This is a genomic window from Caballeronia arvi (assembly GCF_001544695.2).
GTDB classification, from domain to species: Bacteria; Pseudomonadota; Gammaproteobacteria; order Burkholderiales; family Burkholderiaceae; genus Caballeronia; species Caballeronia arvi.
The window spans coordinates 214234-232130 of sequence record NZ_FCOM02000006.1 but is presented as its reverse complement, the minus strand read 5'-3'; the positions used below and the strand labels follow the sequence as shown (position 1 = coordinate 232130).

Sequence of the window (17897 nt, the reverse complement as noted above, 5' to 3'; positions counted from 1 at the left end):
TCCACGCGTTGAATCGTTAAATTCTTTCCGCGTCGCGCCGTTAACTTGCTCGCAAACGAATCAGGCATCACATAAGCCCCGGGTGGCTCTGCCGACCGGACGGCGCATCTCATCGTGCGGCCGTCGGTCGTCACTGCCCGGGTACCACGAGTTTCGAACGCGAACACCGACATGCCCGATCCGCACTGGACCATTCCGGTCGCTCGCTGGTCTTTCTGGCCCGCGGCCGCGTCCGCCGCACCCGATATCGGCTTCATCGAGCCGATGACGCGGCGCCGGCTCAGCACGCTGTCGCGAGCCGCGCTGAAGGTCGCGCACGACTGCGCCGCCTCCGTGCCCGCCGTGCGTCTCGTGTTCGCTTCGCGTCACGGCGAACTGAATCGCACGACCGATATCCTGCACACCATCGATGCAGGCAAAACCGTTTCGCCCACCTCCTTCAGTCTTTCCGTCCTCAACACGATGACCGGCGTCTTCGGCATCGTGCGCGGCGACCGCACCGCCGCCACTGCGCTCTCGGCGGGCAACGAAACCCTCGGCTACGCGCTGCTCGAAGCGCACGCGCAATACGCGACGGACGCATCGACGCCGGTGCTGCTCGTCTATGCCGACGAATCGGCGGATCCCGCATACGGCGCGGTCGAAGACGAAGTCGAAGGCGGCGCGCTCGCGATCCTGCTCGACGCTGCCACGCAAACCGGGAAGCTGGAATGCGCGCGCGTCACCGATTCCGCTGCGGCGCGCCCGGCGTTCGCATCGCAATGTCAGGCCGTGCAGCATTGTCTCGACACGCATGCGGCAAGCGAATGGCGGAGCGGACCTTCCATGTGGCGCTGGTGCTGGCATGAAGGCGCTTGATCACTACTGGCGCCTCGCCGCAACTGCATTCGCATTCGCCGCGTTCGGCGTCTGCGGGCTCGGCTTCTCGCTGATCCTGTTTCCGCTCGCTTCGGTCTGGCCGCACCGCAATTCGAAGCAGCGCATCATCGTTGCCATCATTCACGCGTTCTTTCGCGCGCTCGTCGCCGTGCTCGTGCGCGTCGGCGTGATGAAGCTCGACGTGCACGGCGCCCGCGCGTTGAATCGCGATACGCAGCGCGCGGCCATCGTCGTGGCGAATCACCCGACCTGGCTCGACGTGATGGTGCTGCTGTCGCTCACGCCGCGCGCATGCTGCGTCGTGAAGAGCGCGCACTGGAGCAATCCGTTCTTCTGGGGCGTGATGCGCGCGGCGGAATACGTCAGCAACGCGGACCCCGTCGAACTCGTCGAAGCGGGCGCGCGGCAGCTCGCGCGCGGCTACACGATGATCATTTTCCCCGAGGGCACGCGCAGCCCGGCAGGCAACCGGCTGCATGCGTTTTCACGCGGTTTTGCGCACATGGCGCTGCAATCCGGCGCGCCGATTCTGCCTGTGCTGATGGACTGCGATCCGCCCGCGTTCACCAAGGACATGCGCTGGCACGACGTGCCCGAACGCGCCTTCCACATGCAAGTGAACGTGCTCGAACCTCTGCGCGCCGACGAACTCGTCGCCCGCGACGAGCCGCCCGCGCTCGCCGCCCGCTCCGTGACGAGCGCGATCGAGGCCCACATTACCCAGCATCTGATCGACTATGGATTCCTTAAAGCTTGAAATCAAACGGCTTCTGATCGAGGCCCTCGATCTCGAAGACATGCAGCCCGACGATATCGACGACGACGCGCCGCTCTTCGACACCGACGGCGTCGGTCTGGATTCGATCGACGCGCTCGAAATCGGCATCGTGCTGCGCGAACACTATCAACTGAACATCGCGTCCAACGACGAGCACACGCGACAGCATTTCCGTTCGATCAACACGCTCGTCGCGCTGGTCGCGAGCCAGCGCGAGCTTGCACACGTTGCGGACGGCACTACGAAAGAAGGGGAATGAGCGTGACCGAGAACGAAATCCTTGAGCGCATCCGCGCCATCTTCCACGAAAACTTCGCGATCGAGCCGGAGCGTGTGACGCCCGAAGCGCACCTGTACGAAGAACTGGATCTGGACAGCATCGACGCCGTCGATCTCGCCATCAAGCTGCAGGAGATGACGGGCCGCCGTATCAAGCCGGAAGAGTTCAAGTCGGTACGCACGGTCGCGGACGTGGTTGCCGCCGTCGGATCGCTGCTCGTCGAACAGGAATGATGCGAGCGCCGATTGCGCAGGCGCCCGACACACGGGCCGCCGCCGCCAACGCGCGCGGCCGGACCGGCTTCGCGCTGAACGCCGCGCTCAAGCTCGCCTATCCCGCGGTCATTCTCGGGGCGTGGTTCTGGAACGCTCCGCGTTACGCCGGCTGCGTGCTGTTCGCGCTGATCTGGCTGCAACGCTGCATCGGCACGGGCGTGGTGAGCGTGTCGCTGCGCAGGCTCTCGCGCGTCGACTGGGCCGTGGCGTTCATGCTGAGCGCCGCGTCCGCCGCGATCGTGTGGACCGACAGCGAACGCCTGCTGCACATCTATCCGTCGCTCGTGAACTTCGGCTTGCTGATCGCGTTCGGCGCGACACTCGTGCGCGGCCCGTCGATGATCGAAAAATTCGCGCGCATCGGCACACCCGATCTGAGCGAGCCCGCCGTGCGCCACACGCGCCGCGTCACGCAGATCTGGTGCGCGTTCTTTGCCGCGAACGGCCTGTTCTCGCTGTACACCGCGCTGTACTGGTCGCGCGAGGCCTGGTCGCTCTATAACGGCGCGATTTCATACGGGCTCATCGGCGTGTTGATCGCGGGCGAGATCGTCTGGCGCTATCTCGTGATCCTGCCGCGTGCGCGGCGTGCGGAGGCCGCATGATCGCGCTGCACGATTTGCTGTGCGCGCCGCGCGACGCGCTGACGCCCGTCTGCCGCGACGACAGCGCCGGGAGCGCGCACGCCGTCATCACGCACGCGGCGTTCCGCGCGCGCACGGCGGCGCTCGTGTGGTGGCTGCGCGAGCAGAGCGACCGCCGCTATGCGTTGTGCATCGACGATCCGTTCGACTTCGCCTGCGCGCTCTTCGCGCTGTTCGCATGCGGCAAGGAGCCGGTGATTCCCGCGAGTTCCGCGCCCGGCTATCTCGCCGGTCTCGCCAACGCATGCGACGTCATGCTCACGGACGACGACGTCGGCGCGCTGTCCGCGACGGAGACGGCCCGCGCCACCGCGCCGCCACTGCCGATCGACCCGCACGCGCCGCTCACGCTCTACACGTCGGGCAGCAGCGGCAGTCCGAAGCCGATCCACAAGACGCTCGCGCAGTTCGACGCCGAAGTGCGCACGCTCGAACGCGAATGGGGCGCGCTCGTCGGCGACGCGACGATGCTCGCGAGCGTCCCGCATCGCCATATCTACGGGCTGCTGTTCCGCGTGCTGTGGCCGCTCGCCGCGGGCCGCGCGTTCGATCGCGCGCTGTGCGCCGATCCGCAGCAGGTGCAATCGCGCATCGCGCAGTCTGGCGCGACCGCGATGGTGTCGTCGCCGGCGCAACTCGCGCGCTGGCCCGCGCTCGCCGGTTTCACCGATTTGACGCCTGCGCCGCGCGTGTTCTTTTCATCGGGCGGACCGCTCGCGGCGGACGCGGCGCGCGACTACGCGAACGTGTTCGGCGATGCGCCGGTCGAAATCTACGGCAGCACGGAAACCGGCGGCATCGCGTGGCGCAGGCAAAGCGCGACGACGGCATGGCGGCCGCTGACTGGCGTCGGCGTGCGCCGCGCGGATGACGGCGCGCTCGAAGTGCGCTCGCCGCATCTGGGCCACGACGACTGGCATCGCACCGACGACGCCATCGCTTTCGACGACGACGGCCGCTTTCGCCTGCAAGGCCGCCTCGACCGCGTGATCAAGCTCGACGGCAAGCGCCTGTCGCTGCCCGAAATGGAAGCGCGCCTCGCGCTGCATCCGTATGTGACGCAGGCGTGCGTGGTGCCGCTCGCGGGTGCGTCGCGCGAGCGCGTGGGCGCCGTTGTCGCACTGAGCGATGCCGGCAGCGCGGCGCTGCGCGACGAAGGCCGCGTCGCGCTGGCGAAAGCGCTGCGCCGTCATCTCGCCGCGTATTTCGATGTCGTGCTGCTGCCGCGCCGCTGGCGCTTTCGCATTGCGCTGCCGTTCGATGCGCGCGGCAAACTGCCCGTCGCTGCAGTCGCGGCGGCGTTCGGCGCGCGCGCAGAAGGTTTCGAAATGCTCTCGGAAGCACGTGACGGCGACAGCCTGCGTTACGAGTTGCGCGTGCCGCCCACGCTTGCGCACTTCAACGGGCATTTCCCGAATCTGCCGATTCTGCCCGGCGTCGTGCAGGTCGACTGGGCGATCCGTCTCGCGTCGGAGCATGTTGCGGGCACGCGCGACATGGCATCGGTCGATCGTCTCAAGTTCATGGCGCCCGTGCCGCCCGGCGCCGTGCTCGATCTGCGGCTCGCACACGACGCCGCGCGCCGCCGCGTGCAGTTCGCGTATCGCCTGAACGGGCGCGAGTGCGCGTCGGGCGTGGTCGTCTATCGGGAGCACGCATGAGCGGCGCGAACCTGCGGACGTGCATCGTCATTCCGATCTACAACCACAAGGACGCGATCGGCGGCACGCTCGCGCGCCTCGCCGTGCACGGCTTGCCGATGTTCGTCGTCGATGACGGCAGCGACGAAGCCACGCAAGCCGTCCTCGCGGCGCTCGCCGCGCAGTATCGCGAGCAGATGACGCTGCTGCGCTTGCCCGTCAACGGCGGCAAGGGCGCAGCCGTGATGGCGGGACTGCGCGCGGCGCGCGGCGCGGATTACACGCACGCGTTGCAGATCGATGCCGACGGCCAGCACGACGCGAACGACGTGCCGCGCTTTCTCGCGGCGGCGCGCGCCGAGCCGGGCGCGGTGATTCTCGGTCGCCCCGTCTACGATGAAAGCGTGCCGAAGTCGCGTCTCTACGGCCGTTACGTGACGCATGTGTGGGTGTGGATCGAAACGCTGTCGTTCACGATCCGCGATTCGATGTGCGGCTTTCGCCTGTATCCGCTCGATGCGGTCTGCGCGCTCATCGACAGCGTGCGAATCGGCACGCGCATGGACTTCGACATCGAAATTCTCGTGCGTCTGCACTGGCGGCGGCTCGCGTTTCGCACCGTGCCGACGCGCGTTACCTACGCGACGGACGGCGTATCGCACTTCGACGTGCTGTGGGACAACGTGCGCATCAGCGCGAGCCACACGCGCCTCGTATGCGGCATGCTGCTGCGTCTGCCGATGCTGCTCGCGCACAAGGCGATGCCGCGAAAAACCTCTCCCGCCGCGCGCGAAGATGCAGGCTGGTGGCGCGTCGCGGAGCGCGGCAGCCGGCTCGGCATGGCGCTGCTCGCGCTCAGTTGCCGTCTGTTCGGCATGCGATTCACGGGACTGTGGCTGCATCCGATCGTCGGCTATTTCCTGCTGACGGGTCGTGCCGCGCGCGCCGCGTCGCATCGATATTTCTCGCATCTGGAGGATGCGGCGGCGGGTGAACGCACGCCGCGCCCGGGCTGGCGTTCCGCGTACCGGCAGATGCTCGCGTTCGCGCAGTCGGGGCTCGACAAGCTGGCTGCGTGGTCGGGCCGCATCGCTGCAAACGATGTCGTGTTCGACGATCCCGCCGCGTTCGAAGCGCTCGTCGCGAGCGGACGCGGCGCGCTCGTCATCGGCGCACATCTCGGCAACCTCGAAATGACGCGCGCGCTTGCGGTGCGCAACGGTCACGCGAAAGTGACGGCCATCGTCTACACGGAGCACGCGAAGCGCTTCAACAGCGTGCTGTCGTCGGCGCATGGCGACTTCGCGAAGCACCTCGTTCCGGTGAGCGACTTCGGCCCCGAGACGTCGATGATGATGAAGGCGCGCATCGACGCGGGCGAGCTGCTCGTGATCGTCGGCGACCGCGTGCCCGCGCGCGAATCGGGCCGCACGACGCACGCGCGCTTCCTCGGCGCGACCGCGCCGTTCGCGCAGGGGCCGTATGTGCTCGCGCATGCGCTCGGCTGTCCCGTGTTTCTGTTCTTCTGCCTCAAGGAACGCGATGGCCGCCATCGGCTGTATTTCGAGCCGTTCGCGGAGCGCATCGCCTTGCCGCGCCGCGAACGCGCGCAGCACATCGCGGGGTGGGCGCAGCGCTACGCGTCGCGTCTCGAACACTATTGCCGCAAGGCTCCCTATCAATGGTTCAATTTTTTCGATTTCTGGGCGCGTCCCGGCAAAACGATGACGGAAGCCGCGGCGTCCGGAGGAAACGATGTCCGAGCATGATCTGATCGACTCAACGCGCGCACGAACCGTGACATTCGGCGGCCGGCGCGTGACGATCGAAGAAGTGGTGTCGATCGCGACGAATCGCGCGCCGGTCGCGCTGAATCGCGACGCCGACTGGCGCGCCCGCATCGGACGCGGCGCGGATTTCCTGCGCCGTCATCTCGCGGCGGGCAAGACCGTGTACGGCGTGAACACCGGATACGGCGACGCGTGCGTCGTCGACGTGCCGATGGCGCTCGTCGAAGCGCTGCCGCTGCAACTCACGCGCTATCACGGCTGCGGCATGGGCGCGTATCTCGACGACGCGCAGACGCTCGCCGTCATCGCCGCGCGTCTGAACTCGCTGGCGTACGGATTTTCCGGCGTGCGTCTCGTGCTGCTCGAACGGCTCGCGGACCTGATCAACCATCGCGTGCTGCCGCGCATTCCGTCGGAAGGCTCGGTCGGCGCGAGTGGCGATCTGACGCCGTTGTCCTATGTGGCGGCGGCGCTCGTCGGCGAGCGCGACGTGATGTTCGACGGAACCCTGCGCGATGCCGCCGGCGTTTGGTCCGCGCTCGGCGTGAGCCCGCTCACGCTTGCGCCGAAGGAAGGGCTCGCGCTGATGAACGGCACGGCGGTGATGACCGGCCTCGCGTGTCTCGCGTTCGCGCGCGCGCGTCATCTGACGCGGCTCGCCGCGCGCCTCACGGCGCTCTCGACGCTGGCGCTCGACGGCCGCGCCGCGCATTTCGACGCGACGATCTTCGCGGTCAAGCCGCACGCGGGCCAGGCCGAAGCCGCCGCATGGATCCGCGACGATCTCGCGGGCCGCGACGACACGCCGGGTCATCGTCTGCAGGACCGCTATTCGATTCGCTGCGCACCGCACGTGATCGGCGTGGCCGCCGATGCGCTCACGTGGATGCGCCGCGACATCGAGAACGAACTGAACAGTGCAAACGACAATCCGCTGATCGACCCGGACGCCGAGCGCGTGCTGCACGGCGGCAACTTCTACGGCGGCCATATCGCGTTCGCGATGGACGCGCTCAAGACCGCCGTCGCCAATCTCGCGGACTTGATGGATCGCCAGCTCGCGCTGATCGTCGACGACAAGTTCAACAACGGCCTGCCGCGCAATCTGACGGGCGCGGCGCCCGCGCGTGCGCCGATCAATCACGGCTTCAAGGCCGTGCAGATTTCGGCGTCCGCGTGGACGGCCGAGGCGCTCAAGCACACGATGCCCGCGAGCGTGTTCTCGCGCTCGACGGAAGCGCACAACCAGGACAAGGTCAGCATGGGCACGATCGCCGCGCGCGACTGCCTGCGCGTGCTCGAACTGACGGAGCAGGTCGCGGCGGCGCATACGCTCGCCGCCGTGCAGGCGCTGAACCTGCGCCTGCGTCTCGCTCCGGACACGCCCGTGCCCGCGCCGTTGCGCGACTTCGCGGAAACGGTCGCGTCGGTTTCGCCGTTCGTCGCGGAGGATCGTGCGCTCGAACACGATCTGCGCGCGCTGACGGCACGCATCGCGCAATGCGGGCTGGTCGATGCGGACGCGAAGGAGCCGCGTCATGGCTGACGTCCTGCAAACGCGAACGCTCAAGGCAAGCGCGATCGTCGAAGTGCCGTTTCACGACGTCGATGCGATGAACGTATGCTGGCACGGCCACTATCTCAAGTATTTCGAGGCGGCGCGTTCGGCGCTGCAACGCGCGTTCGATTACGACTATCGCGAGATGCAGGCGTCCGGCTATCTGTGGCCGGTCGTCGAGGCGCACCTGAAGTACGTGCGTCCCGCGACCTACGGACAACGCATCGAAGTGCGCGCCGAACTGCTCGAATACGAAAACCGCCTGAAGATCGGCTATGAACTCGTCGATTGCGAAACGGGCGAGCGGCTGACCAAGGGCTACACGATCCAGGTCGCCGTCGATGCGGCGACGCACGAGTTGCAGTTCCTGTCGCCGCCAGTGGTGTTCGAGAAGCTGGAGCGCGTATGGGCGCGATGACGATGTTTCGCGCGCTGCTGGTTGCGGCGCTTTTCTCCGTTGCGTCCGCACACGCCGCAAGCGCCGATCCGGCGCTCGTCTCGCAAGTGACGTCGCGGCTCGCGCAGACGAAGGGCGTGCGCGCGCGCTTCACGCAGACGCAGACGCTCTCCGCGATGAAGCAGCCGCTCGTCAGCACGGGCATGCTCGTGTTCCTGCGCGATCGTGGCGTGATCTGGCGCGTGGACACGCCTTACGCGGCGACTTACGTCATCACCGATGCGGGCGTCGCCGAGGCCGATGCGAACGGCCGCCGCGTCCGCACGAAAAGTGCGCAGGGCGTGCGCGGCGTCGCGCAGGTATCGAAGATGATGCGCGCGATGCTCGGCGGCGATCTGTCCGCGCTGTACTCACAGTTCGATGTCGATGCACGCGGCTCTGTGTCGGACTGGACGCTCGATCTGAAGCCGAACCAGCCGCAGCTCGCGCAGGCGATAGCAAGCCTGCACATGACGGGCGGCGCATTCCTGAAGAGCCTGCGGATCGATCTCGCCAACGGCGACGTCACGCGCATCGAGTTCACGAAGAGCGAAGCAACCGACGAGCTTCCGTCCGCCGAGCGCACCTTGCTGAGCGCGCCATGACACCGTGGCGCTGGCAACGCACGACGACATCGCCGTGGCGCATCCGCGCCGCGTGGGTCGCGCTCGCGCTCGTCGCGGTGCTGTATTGCGTGCATCGTTTTTCCGGGCCGTCGCCGCTGGAGACGAACCTGCTCGCGCTGCTGCCCGCGACGGAAGCGGACCCCGTCGCCGAACTGGCCGTGGATCGGCTTGCTGGTGCGCTCGGCGACCGCACGGTGTTCCTCGTGACGAGCCGGGACGCGGATCACGCGAAAGCGGCCGCCCGTCAGTTCGGCGCGGCGCTGAAAGAGAGCGGCGCGTTCGCATCGGTGACGGCGGAATTGCCGCCTTTCGATATCGCGCAAATCGGTGGACTCTACGCGCCGTATCGCTTCGGCCTCCTGACGCGCGATGACCGCGACACGCTCGTGCATGCGTCCGCCAGCGCGGCATCGCTACATGACGCGCTGATGCAGCGCATCTACAACCCGGTGCGCGGCCCGCTCGCGACGCCGCTCGCCGCCGATCCGTTCGGCTGGCTCGAACACTGGCTGTCCGCGCTGCCGCTCGCGACGTCGAATCTGGATCTAGAAGACAACATGCTCGTCGCGCATCGCGGTCATTCGACCAGCGTGCTCATCGTCACGACGCTGAATGGCTCGGCGTACGAATCGCGCGTGCAGCGCGCGGTGCTGTCGGCGGCGTCTCAGGCGCAGGCGTCGATGCGCTCCGTGTGGCCCGATGTGTCGGTCGCGCGCGCGGGCGCCGTGTTCTACGCGGAGTCGGCACGGCGCGCATCGGAGCGCGAGGTGCATCTGATCGGCATCGCGTCCGCGTGCGGCATCGCGCTCCTGATGCTGTGGGTGTTCCGCTCGCCGCGTCTTTTGCTGCTCGGTTTTCTGTCGACGGCGCTCGGCATCGCCGGCGCGCTGGCCGTCACGATGGCCGTGTTCGGCAAGCTGCATCTGCTGACGCTCGTGTTCGGCGCGAGCCTGATCGGCGAGGCCGTCGATTACTCGATTCAGTATTTCGTCGTCTATCTCGGCGCGCCGCGCGACTGGGACGCGAAGCAAGGCGCGCGCGCGGTGCGGCCCGCGCTCTGTGTGGCACTCGCCACCAGCCTGCTCGGCTACGCGATCCTCGCGTGGGCGCCGTTTCCCGCGCTCAAGCAGATCGCCTGTTTCGCGATGACAGGCATTTGCGTCGCGTTCGCTTCGGTCATGTGGCTGCTGCCCGCGATGTTGGCCAAGGGACCGAAGGCCACGCAGCGGCGTCTCTTCGCGCGCGCGGCGCTGCTGCTCGTGCACTGGCAACGCGCGATCGGCGCGAAGCGTTCGTGGGCCGTGGCGATCGTGCTCGCCGCCGTTTGCGCGCCGGGCTGGCTGCTGCTCGAAAGCGACGACGACATCCATCTATTGATCCAGCGCGATCCGGCGCTCGTCGCGCAGGAGAATCGCGTGCGCGATGCGGTCGGCATCGACAACACCGCGCAGTTTTTCGTGGTGCAAGGCGCGACGCAGGAACTCGTGCTGCAACGCGCGGAAGCGCTCGGCGCCAAGCTCGATGCGCTGCCGGGCCGGCAATCGGTGGACGGCTGGCGCTCGGTCACGCAGTTCGTGCCGTCGGGGCGGCGCCAGGCCGAAGACCGTGCGCTGTTCGCGCAACACGTCTTCGCCGATCCCGCCGCCTTGCGCGCGACGCTGCTGCAAGCGGGCTTCCGCGACGACGTCGCCGATGCGTGGATCGGCTCGTTCGCGCAGAGCGGCACGCCGCCGCTGACTGTCGAGCGCTGGCTCGCCGCGAACTGGTCGAAGCCGTTTGCGCATTTGTGGCTCGGCGCGGTGGAGGCGCACGGTCGGCACGGCTACGCGGCCATCGTAATGCCGCGCCGCGTCACGCCGCAGAATCTGCCCGCGCTGATCGAGACGGCGCGCGTCACTGATGGCGTCACGTTCGTCGACAAGGCCGCGGGCGTGTCGAAGCTCTTCGGCGAATATCGCGTCGACAGCGGCATGTGGCTCGCCGGCGCGCTGTTGCTCGTGCTCGTGCTGATGATCGCGCGCTATCGCCTGCGCGGCGGCATCGCGACGACATTGCCCGTGCTGCTCGCCGTCGGCGTGACGCTCGCGGTGTTCGGCTATGCGCGCGTGCCGCTCAACCTGTTCAACTGCCTCGCGCTGATGCTGGTGCTCGGCGTCGGCGCGAATTACGCAGTGTTCCTGCGCGAAGGCTGCCTGCGCGACGGCGCGGACCTCGGCGCGGTCTGGACGGGCGTGCTGCTGTCGGCGGCGACGACGCTGCTGTCGTTCGGCATGCTCGGCATGAGCGCCATGCCCGCGCTGAAGAGCTTCGGCGCCACACTCACGCTCGGCATCCTCGTCTCCGTGCTGCTCGCACCGATGGGCATGCCAACCCCAGGGAGAAAATCCGCATGACGCGGCCGCCTGTCTATCTGAATGCGCTCGGCATGCTCAACGCGCTCGGCAACGACGCCGATGCGATCGCGTCCGCGCTGGCGGTATCGGAATCGCCCGGCATGGGCCCGATGTCGATGAAGAACGGCGACGCGTTCGTCGGCCGCGTGCTCGCGCCGCTCGACATCGCGCCGCCCGCCGCACTCGAACGCTTCGATTGCCGCAACAATCGTCTGCTGCTCGCGGCGCTCGAACTGATTCGTCCCGAGATCGAAGCGGCGCGCGCGCGTTACGGCTCCGCGCGCATCGGCGTGGTGCTCGGCACGAGCACATCGGGCGTCGGCGCGGCGGAAGCCGCGTTTGCGCATCGCACGAAAACGGGTGACTTGCCGCAAAGCTTCGACTATCGGCAGATGGAAATCGGCACGGCGGCGCCGTTCGCGGCCGCTGCGCTGAACCTTCAAGGCCCGGCGTTCACCGTGTCGACCGCTTGCACGTCGAGCGCGAAGGCGTTCGCGGCAGCGCGCCGTCTCCTGCAACTGAACCTGTGCGATGCGCTGATCGTCGGCGGTGTCGACACGCTGTGCGAGCTGACCGTGCAGGGCTTCGCCTCGCTCGACTCGGTCAGCCCGGTGCGCACCAATCCGATGAGCCGCAACCGTAACGGCATCAACATCGGCGAGGGCGCGGCCGTGTTCCTGATGACGCGCGACGAAGGCGCCGTGCGTCTCGCCGGCGTGGGCGAATCGAGCGACGCGCATCACGTGTCGGCGCCCGATCCGCAAGGCGTCGGCGGCGAAATGGCGCTGCGCGCCGCGCTCGCCGATGCGGGCGTGACGCCAGGCGACATCGGCTACGTGAACATGCACGCGACGGCCACGCGCAAGAACGACGAAATGGAAGCGCATCTGATGGCGCGCGTGTTTCCGGACGGCGTGGCGGCGAGCGGCACCAAACCTTTCACGGGCCACCTGCTCGGCGCGGCGGGCGCGACGGAACTCGGTTTCGCGTGGCTCACGCTCGCGCGCGACGACATGGCTTTGCCGCTGCATGTCTGGGACGGCGAAGCCGACGCCGCGCTGCCCGCCCTCGATCTCGTCGGGACTAAGCGCCGCCTGGCGCGCACGGCGGGCACGCGTCATGCGATGAGCAATTCGTTCGCGTTCGGCGGCAGCAATGTCAGCCTGATTCTCGCGGATCGAGGATGAACAGCGCGATGAATAGCAACGAAGTCTTTCCGCCGATCGAATCGATCATTCCTCATCGCGGCACGATGCTGCTGTTGGACGCCGTCACGTCGTTCGGCGACGAGACGCTGACGGCGCGCGCCACCGTGCGCCCCGACGCGTGGTACGCCGACGAGCACGGCGCGATGCCCGCGTGGATCGGTATCGAGCTGATGGCCCAGAGCGTGGCCGCGCACGTTTCGCTGATCGCGATGCGCAGCGGCGAACGCGCACGCCCCGGCGTGCTGCTCGGCACGCGCAGCTATCAGGCGCACGCGAGCGTGTTCGCGCGCGGGGCGCGGCTCGTCATCGGCGTGCGCGAAGTGCTGCGCAGCGAGGAAGGCCACGGCGCGTACGAATGCACCATCGAACATGACGGCCACCGATATGCGGACGCCGTCATCAAGGTCTTTCAGCCCCATGATTTTCAGACGTTCATCGAAGGGAGCGTGAGCGCATGATCCGTCGAGTTTTAGTAACGGGTGCAAGCCGCGGTATCGGCCGCGCCATTGCCTATCAACTGGCCGCCGACGGCTTCGCCGTCTCCGTGCATTGCCGGACCGGCCGCGCCGAAGCGGAAGCCGTGACCGCGGGCATCGCAGCGCAAGGCGGTTCGGCGCGCGTCGTTCAGTTCGACGTGCGCGACCGCGCCGCCTGCCGCGCGGCACTCGAAGCGGATGTCGCCGCGCATGGTCCGTATTACGGCATCGTGTGCAGTGCAGGCGTGACGCGCGATGCCGCGTTTCCCGCGCTCACCGAAGAAGACTGGGACGTCGTGATCGAAACGGGCCTCGACGCTTTCTACAACGTGATCCATCCGCTGACGATGCCGATGGTCCGCGCGAAGCAGGGCGGCCGCATCGTGACGATCGCGTCGGTGTCGGGCGTGATCGGCAATCGCGGGCAGGTGAACTACAGCGCCGCCAAAGCCGGGCTGATCGGCGCGACCAAGGCGCTCGCGGTCGAGCTCGCGTCGCGCAATATCACGGCCAATTGTGTCGCGCCGGGGTTGATCGAAACCGGCATGCTCGCCGATGCGCCCGTCGAACACGCGCTGAAGACGGTGCCGATGAACCGCGTCGGCCAGCCGGGCGAAGTGGCCGCTGTCGTCGGCTTCCTGATGTCCGATGCCGCGTCCTATGTGACGCGCCAGGTGATCGGCGTGAACGGCGGGATGATCTGATGAAGCGCGTCGTCATTACGGGCATGGGCGGCGTCACGGCGCTGGGCGATCGCTGGAGCGATGTCGAAGCCGCGCTGAAGGCCGGACGAAACGCGGTGCGCCGCATCGACGAATGGGACTTCTTCGAAGCGCTGCACACGCGTCTCGCCTGTCCGCTTCCCGCGTTCGCGCAGCCCGCCGAATGGCCGCGCAAGAAGACGCGCTCGATGGGCCTCGTGTCGATGTACGCAGTGCGCGCGAGCGAACTCGCGCTCGCGGATGCGGGTCTCGCCGGCGACACGTCGATCAGCGACGGGCGCATGGGCGTGGCGTACGGTTCGTCGTCCGGCTCGGTCGCGCCGATCCGCGCGTTCGGCACGATGCTCAACACCGGCTCGATGACCGATGTCACGTCGAACAGCTACGTGCAGATGATGCCGCACACGACCGCCGTGAACGTGAGCCTGTTCTGGGATCTGAAGGGGCGCGTGATCCCGGCGTCGTCGGCGTGCGCGTCGGGCAGCCAGGCGATCGGCTTCGCGTTCGAAGCCATCGCGACGGGCAAGCAGACGATGATGCTCGCGGGCGGCGCTGAAGAGTTGTCGGGGCCGGCGGTCGCCGTGTTCGACACGCTCTACGCGACCAGCACGCGCAACGACGAGCCGCAGCTCAGGCCGCGCCCGTTCGACGCGAAGCGCGACGGCCTCGTGGTCGGCGAAGGCGCGGCCACGCTCGTGCTCGAAGAATACGAACACGCGAAGGCGCGCGGCGCGACGATCCACGCGGAGATCGTCGGCTTCGGCTGCAACTCGGACGGCGCGCACATCACGCAGCCGACCGCGGGCACGATGGCGCGCGCGATGCAGCTCGCTCTCGACGACGCGAAGCTCGACGCGCAAGCGATCGCCTACGTGAACGCGCACGGCACGTCGACGGATCGCGGCGATATCGCGGAGAGCCACGCGACCGCGCAGACCTTCGGCGAGCGCATGCCGATCAGCTCGCTCAAAAGCTATGTCGGACACACGCTCGGCGCGTGCGGCGCGATCGAGGCGTGGTGGACCATCGAGATGATGAAGCGCAACTGGTATGCGCCGACGCTCAATCTGACCGAGGTCGATCCCGCGTGCGCGCCGCTCGACTACGTCAGGGGCGAAGCGCGCGCCATCGACGCCGAATACGTGATGAGCAACAACTTCGCATTCGGCGGCATCAATACGTCGCTGATTTTCCGGCGCGTTCGATGAGCCGCACGCGGGTCATGCAGCGCGTCGTCGTGACGGGCATGGGCATCGTCTCGTGTCTCGGCAACTCGCTCGACGCAGTGAGCCAGGCCTTGCGCGAAGGTCGCAGCGGCGTGACGCGCATCGATGCGTGGCGCGCGCGTGGTTTCCATTCGCAGGTCGCGGCGGCTGCGTCGGTCGCGGGCGAAGCGCCGTTCGACCGCAAGCTGGAGCGCTTCATGGGCGACACGGCGCGCTTCGCGTGTCACGCGGCAAAAAAAGCGATCGACGATGCGCGGCTCGACGACGCCACGCTGCGCTCGCCGAAGACCGGCGCGGTGATCGGTTCCGGCGTCGGCGCGATGGCGGAATACGACGTGGCGCTCGGCGTCGTCGAGGCGCACGGCATCGACCGGACGCCGCCCTACACCGTGCCGCGCGCGATGAGCAGCACGGCGTCGGCGAACGTCGTGCAGGCGTTCGGCATCGAGGGCGTCGCGTATTCGCCTGCGTCGGCGTGCACGACATCGACGCTCGCGATCGGGCAGGCGATGCAGTTGATTCAGACGGGACGCCAGCAGGTCGTGCTCGCGGGCGGCAGCGAAGCGCTGCACGACAACATGACGCTGATGTTCGATGCGATGCATGCGCTCTCGCGCGGCTCCAACGACACGCCAACGCGCGCCTCGCGTCCGTACGACACCGCGCGCGATGGCTTCGTGATCGGCTCCGGCGCGGGCGTGCTGGTGCTCGAATCGCTCGATCACGCGCTCGCGCGCGGCGCGCGCATCCATGCCGAGCTGACGGGCTTCGGCGAGAGCACCGACGGCGCGGGCATGGTCACGCCGCACAGCGACGGCATCGCGCGCGCGGTGCGCATGGCGCTCGACGAAGCGGATGCCATGCCCGAATACATCAACACGCAGGCGCCGTCCACGGTACTCGGCGACGCGGAAGAACTGCACGCGTTGCGCGATGTGTTCGGCGCGCGCGTGCCGCCGTTTTCGTCGACCAAGGGCATGACGGGCCATCCGCTCGGGGCTTGCGGTGCGCATGAAGCGATCTACACGCTGCTGATGATGCGCGACGGGTTCATCGCGGGAACCGGTTGCGTCGAATCGCCGGACCCGCTCGTGCACGGCATGCCGCTCGTGCAGGCCACACGTGAAGCGCGCATCGACCGTGCGTTGTCAGTGTCGTTCGGCTTCGGCGGAAGTTGCGCGGCGCTGATGTTCGGAAAGGTTTGACCGTTGCCCGTCGGTGCAGTTACGGGCGTGAATCGATTAACGAAACGAGAGTGACCTGAAATGAAAGCTAAATTCGCGCTGGGGATCGTGGCCGGCATCGTCATTTTGCAATCCGGATGCACGCACATCCAATCGCTGCCGATGCCCGCTGAAGTCCAGAACCAGAACAAGGAGGGCGTCGCACTGTACTTCGGCGATCAACCTCACGCGAAGGTGAAGACGCTGATCGAAACGAAGGAAGTGCGCGTGCGCGTCGGGCGCGATCCGGACAGCAAGGAACCGATGTGCAACGTCGCACTCGGCAAGGCGCTTGAGGAGTTGCGCGTCTATGCGCGCACGCAGCACGCGAACGCCGTCGTCAACGTGGCGACGCGCTTCCAGCGCAGGGAAAGCTCGTCGCCGACGGAGTTCACCTGCGGTTTGAGCACGGCCGGCGCGACCCTCGCCGTGCGCGGCGATGTCGTTCAGCTCGACACCGAATAAGCCCCACTACGAGGATCGGCAACATGAAGCTTCAGATGATCTGCGCGGCGTTGACCGTGGGCTTGCTGTCATCGCACGCGTTCGCGCGCGATACGGTGGCGAACTATTCGATCGAATCCGCGCTGAAGAGTGAAGACGGCAAGGTCGATCAGGACATTCCGCTCTATTTCGCCGGACAGAAGCATCCGGGCGTGGTGAAGTCGTTCGGCGAATTCGCGACCAACAAGAAGACCAACGCATTCGGCAAGAGCGATGAAATCGCGTGCCGGCACGTGTTCCTGTCGGCGGTGCTGGAGATGCAGGAGCGCGTGCGCAAGGAAGGCGGCAACGCGGTCATCAACATCACGAGCAACTACCGGAACGTCGAGCGCGAAAGCGCGACGGAATTCACCTGCGGCGCGGGCGCGATGGTCGCGGGCGTCGCGTTAAAAGGCGAAGTAGTGACGCTGAAGAAGTAAGACGGGTCGAAAGCGCGGCGCGTGCTTCAAGTGCACGCCGCGCCGTACGCTCAGAGGGTTTTGACGGCCGCGACGTTGACGAGCGTCTCGCGCCGCTTGCCGGGCTTCGGCGTGTAGAGGCCGATGCGCTCCAGCAGGCCGAAGTCTTTCGCGCGGCTCCACCACAGGTAGGGCAGCGACACGTTACGGGGTTCGAAGCTGAAGCCGCGGTTGCGGATCATGTCGAGATAGCCGTCCGCGCTTTTTTGCACGTCCATCGGATGACGAAACAGCAAACGGATGACCCACGACTTGATGTACGCATCCGTCGATTCGGCGAACAGCAGCACGCCGCCCGGCTTGAGCACGCGGCGGAACTCGGCGAGCGCGCGTTCCTGCTCGACGAGATGATGGAGGGTCTGGTGACAGAAGACGATATCGGCGCACGCGTCGCCGAGCGGCAGATTGGCGCAGTCGCCATGGAGCACTTCGATGTGCGTCGTGGACGTGTCAGGATGCTGCCCGCAGGCGCGCGCGGCCTGTGTGGCGAGCGCCAGCGAGGGCTCGTGAAAGTCGATGCCGACGATGCTTCGCGGCTCGAACGCTTTGGCCAGCAGCCGAAACGAAATGCCCTGGCCGCAACCGACATCGACGATCGTGGGACGAACGGGCAGCGGTCCGTCGATCAGGCGTTTGAGGTCGTTGATCGCGACGCGCAGCACGTGGTGTTCCCACGTGTGCGTGCGCAGAAACCAGACGCCGAACCTCGTTTCGGAAACGAAGGGCACGCTGGATGTTTCGGTGTTCTGCACGATATATCCGGTAAAGAAGTATTGATTGA

At 67.3% G+C, this 17897-nt stretch carries 19 protein-coding genes; 18 read left to right on the top strand and 1 reads right to left on the bottom strand.

The genetic code is table 11. From position 1 onward, the window contains the following. Nucleotides 1-171 precede the first annotated feature (171 nt). From AWB74_RS10145 to AWB74_RS10060, 18 genes are read left to right on the top strand one after another with little or no spacing between them, the layout of a single operon-like run. On the top strand, nt 172-858 hold the full coding sequence (locus tag AWB74_RS10145; protein WP_061146624.1) for a beta-ketoacyl synthase chain length factor: 687 nt from the start codon (nt 172-174) through the stop codon (nt 856-858). After that, nucleotides 845-1636, top strand: coding sequence for a lysophospholipid acyltransferase family protein (locus AWB74_RS10140; RefSeq protein ID WP_061146623.1), 792 nt, complete (start codon nt 845-847; stop codon nt 1634-1636). Before AWB74_RS10145 ends, AWB74_RS10140 begins: the two co-directional genes overlap by 14 nt. Continuing rightward, nucleotides 1617-1916, top strand: a complete 300-nt coding sequence (locus AWB74_RS10135) for a phosphopantetheine-binding protein (RefSeq protein WP_061146622.1) — start codon at nt 1617-1619, stop codon at nt 1914-1916. The genes AWB74_RS10140 and AWB74_RS10135 overlap by 20 nt, the downstream gene beginning before the upstream one ends. Before the next feature lie 2 nt (nt 1917-1918). Then, nucleotides 1919-2170, top strand: coding sequence for an acyl carrier protein (locus tag AWB74_RS10130; RefSeq protein ID WP_200821956.1), 252 nt, complete (start codon nt 1919-1921; stop codon nt 2168-2170). Beyond that, nucleotides 2170-2817: a COG4648 family protein gene (locus AWB74_RS10125; RefSeq protein ID WP_407642426.1), complete on the top strand. Its 648-nt coding sequence runs from the start codon at nt 2170-2172 to the stop codon at nt 2815-2817. Before AWB74_RS10130 ends, AWB74_RS10125 begins: the two co-directional genes overlap by 1 nt. Further along, complete coding sequence (locus AWB74_RS10120) at nt 2814-4517, top strand: AMP-binding protein (RefSeq protein WP_061146619.1); 1704 nt, start codon at nt 2814-2816, stop codon at nt 4515-4517. The genes AWB74_RS10125 and AWB74_RS10120 overlap by 4 nt, the downstream gene beginning before the upstream one ends. Then, the gene (locus AWB74_RS10115; protein WP_061146618.1) at nt 4514-6265 is read left to right on the top strand and encodes a glycosyltransferase family 2 protein; all 1752 of its coding nucleotides are present in this window, start codon (nt 4514-4516) and stop codon (nt 6263-6265) included. The genes AWB74_RS10120 and AWB74_RS10115 overlap by 4 nt, the downstream gene beginning before the upstream one ends. Next, a complete protein-coding gene (locus AWB74_RS10110) occupies nt 6252-7832 on the top strand; it encodes an HAL/PAL/TAL family ammonia-lyase (RefSeq protein ID WP_061146617.1) in 1581 nt (526 codons plus the stop codon). The genes AWB74_RS10115 and AWB74_RS10110 overlap by 14 nt, the downstream gene beginning before the upstream one ends. Further along, nucleotides 7825-8262 (top strand): acyl-CoA thioesterase, encoded by a 438-nt coding sequence (locus tag AWB74_RS10105; protein WP_061146616.1) that lies wholly within the window; start codon nt 7825-7827, stop codon nt 8260-8262. Before AWB74_RS10110 ends, AWB74_RS10105 begins: the two co-directional genes overlap by 8 nt. Beyond that, nucleotides 8250-8885, top strand: coding sequence for a LolA family protein (locus AWB74_RS10100; RefSeq protein ID WP_061146615.1), 636 nt, complete (start codon nt 8250-8252; stop codon nt 8883-8885). The genes AWB74_RS10105 and AWB74_RS10100 overlap by 13 nt, the downstream gene beginning before the upstream one ends. After that, nucleotides 8882-11299 (top strand): MMPL family transporter, encoded by a 2418-nt coding sequence (locus AWB74_RS10095; RefSeq protein WP_061146614.1) that lies wholly within the window; start codon nt 8882-8884, stop codon nt 11297-11299. Before AWB74_RS10100 ends, AWB74_RS10095 begins: the two co-directional genes overlap by 4 nt. Beyond that, the gene (locus AWB74_RS10090) at nt 11296-12486 is read left to right on the top strand and encodes a beta-ketoacyl-[acyl-carrier-protein] synthase family protein (protein ID WP_061146613.1); all 1191 of its coding nucleotides are present in this window, start codon (nt 11296-11298) and stop codon (nt 12484-12486) included. The genes AWB74_RS10095 and AWB74_RS10090 overlap by 4 nt, the downstream gene beginning before the upstream one ends. Nucleotides 12487-12494: 8 nt before the next feature. Then, entirely contained in the window at nt 12495-12965 is a 471-nt protein-coding gene (locus AWB74_RS10085) for a hotdog family protein (RefSeq protein ID WP_235024530.1), read from the top strand. Continuing rightward, nucleotides 12962-13687 carry a 3-ketoacyl-ACP reductase FabG2 gene (locus tag AWB74_RS10080; protein WP_061146611.1) on the top strand — a complete coding sequence of 242 codons (726 nt, stop codon included), beginning with the start codon at nt 12962-12964 and terminating at the stop codon, nt 13685-13687. Before AWB74_RS10085 ends, AWB74_RS10080 begins: the two co-directional genes overlap by 4 nt. Further along, nucleotides 13687-14913 (top strand): beta-ketoacyl-ACP synthase, encoded by a 1227-nt coding sequence (locus tag AWB74_RS10075; RefSeq protein ID WP_061146610.1) that lies wholly within the window; start codon nt 13687-13689, stop codon nt 14911-14913. Before AWB74_RS10080 ends, AWB74_RS10075 begins: the two co-directional genes overlap by 1 nt. After that, nucleotides 14910-16136, top strand: a complete 1227-nt coding sequence (locus AWB74_RS10070; RefSeq protein WP_061146609.1) for a beta-ketoacyl-[acyl-carrier-protein] synthase family protein — start codon at nt 14910-14912, stop codon at nt 16134-16136. Before AWB74_RS10075 ends, AWB74_RS10070 begins: the two co-directional genes overlap by 4 nt. A gap of 60 nt (nt 16137-16196) precedes the next feature. Beyond that, nucleotides 16197-16619 (top strand): hypothetical protein, encoded by a 423-nt coding sequence (locus tag AWB74_RS10065; RefSeq protein ID WP_061146608.1) that lies wholly within the window; start codon nt 16197-16199, stop codon nt 16617-16619. A 23-nt stretch (nt 16620-16642) separates the two neighbouring features. Further along, complete coding sequence (locus AWB74_RS10060) at nt 16643-17077, top strand: hypothetical protein (RefSeq protein WP_061146607.1); 435 nt, start codon at nt 16643-16645, stop codon at nt 17075-17077. A gap of 50 nt (nt 17078-17127) precedes the next feature. On the opposite strand, the gene AWB74_RS10055 is transcribed toward AWB74_RS10060, so the two are convergent. Continuing rightward, nucleotides 17128-17868: a class I SAM-dependent methyltransferase gene (locus tag AWB74_RS10055; protein ID WP_061146606.1), complete on the bottom strand. Its 741-nt coding sequence runs from the start codon at nt 17866-17868 to the stop codon at nt 17128-17130. Between the last annotated feature and the right edge of the window lie 29 nt (nt 17869-17897).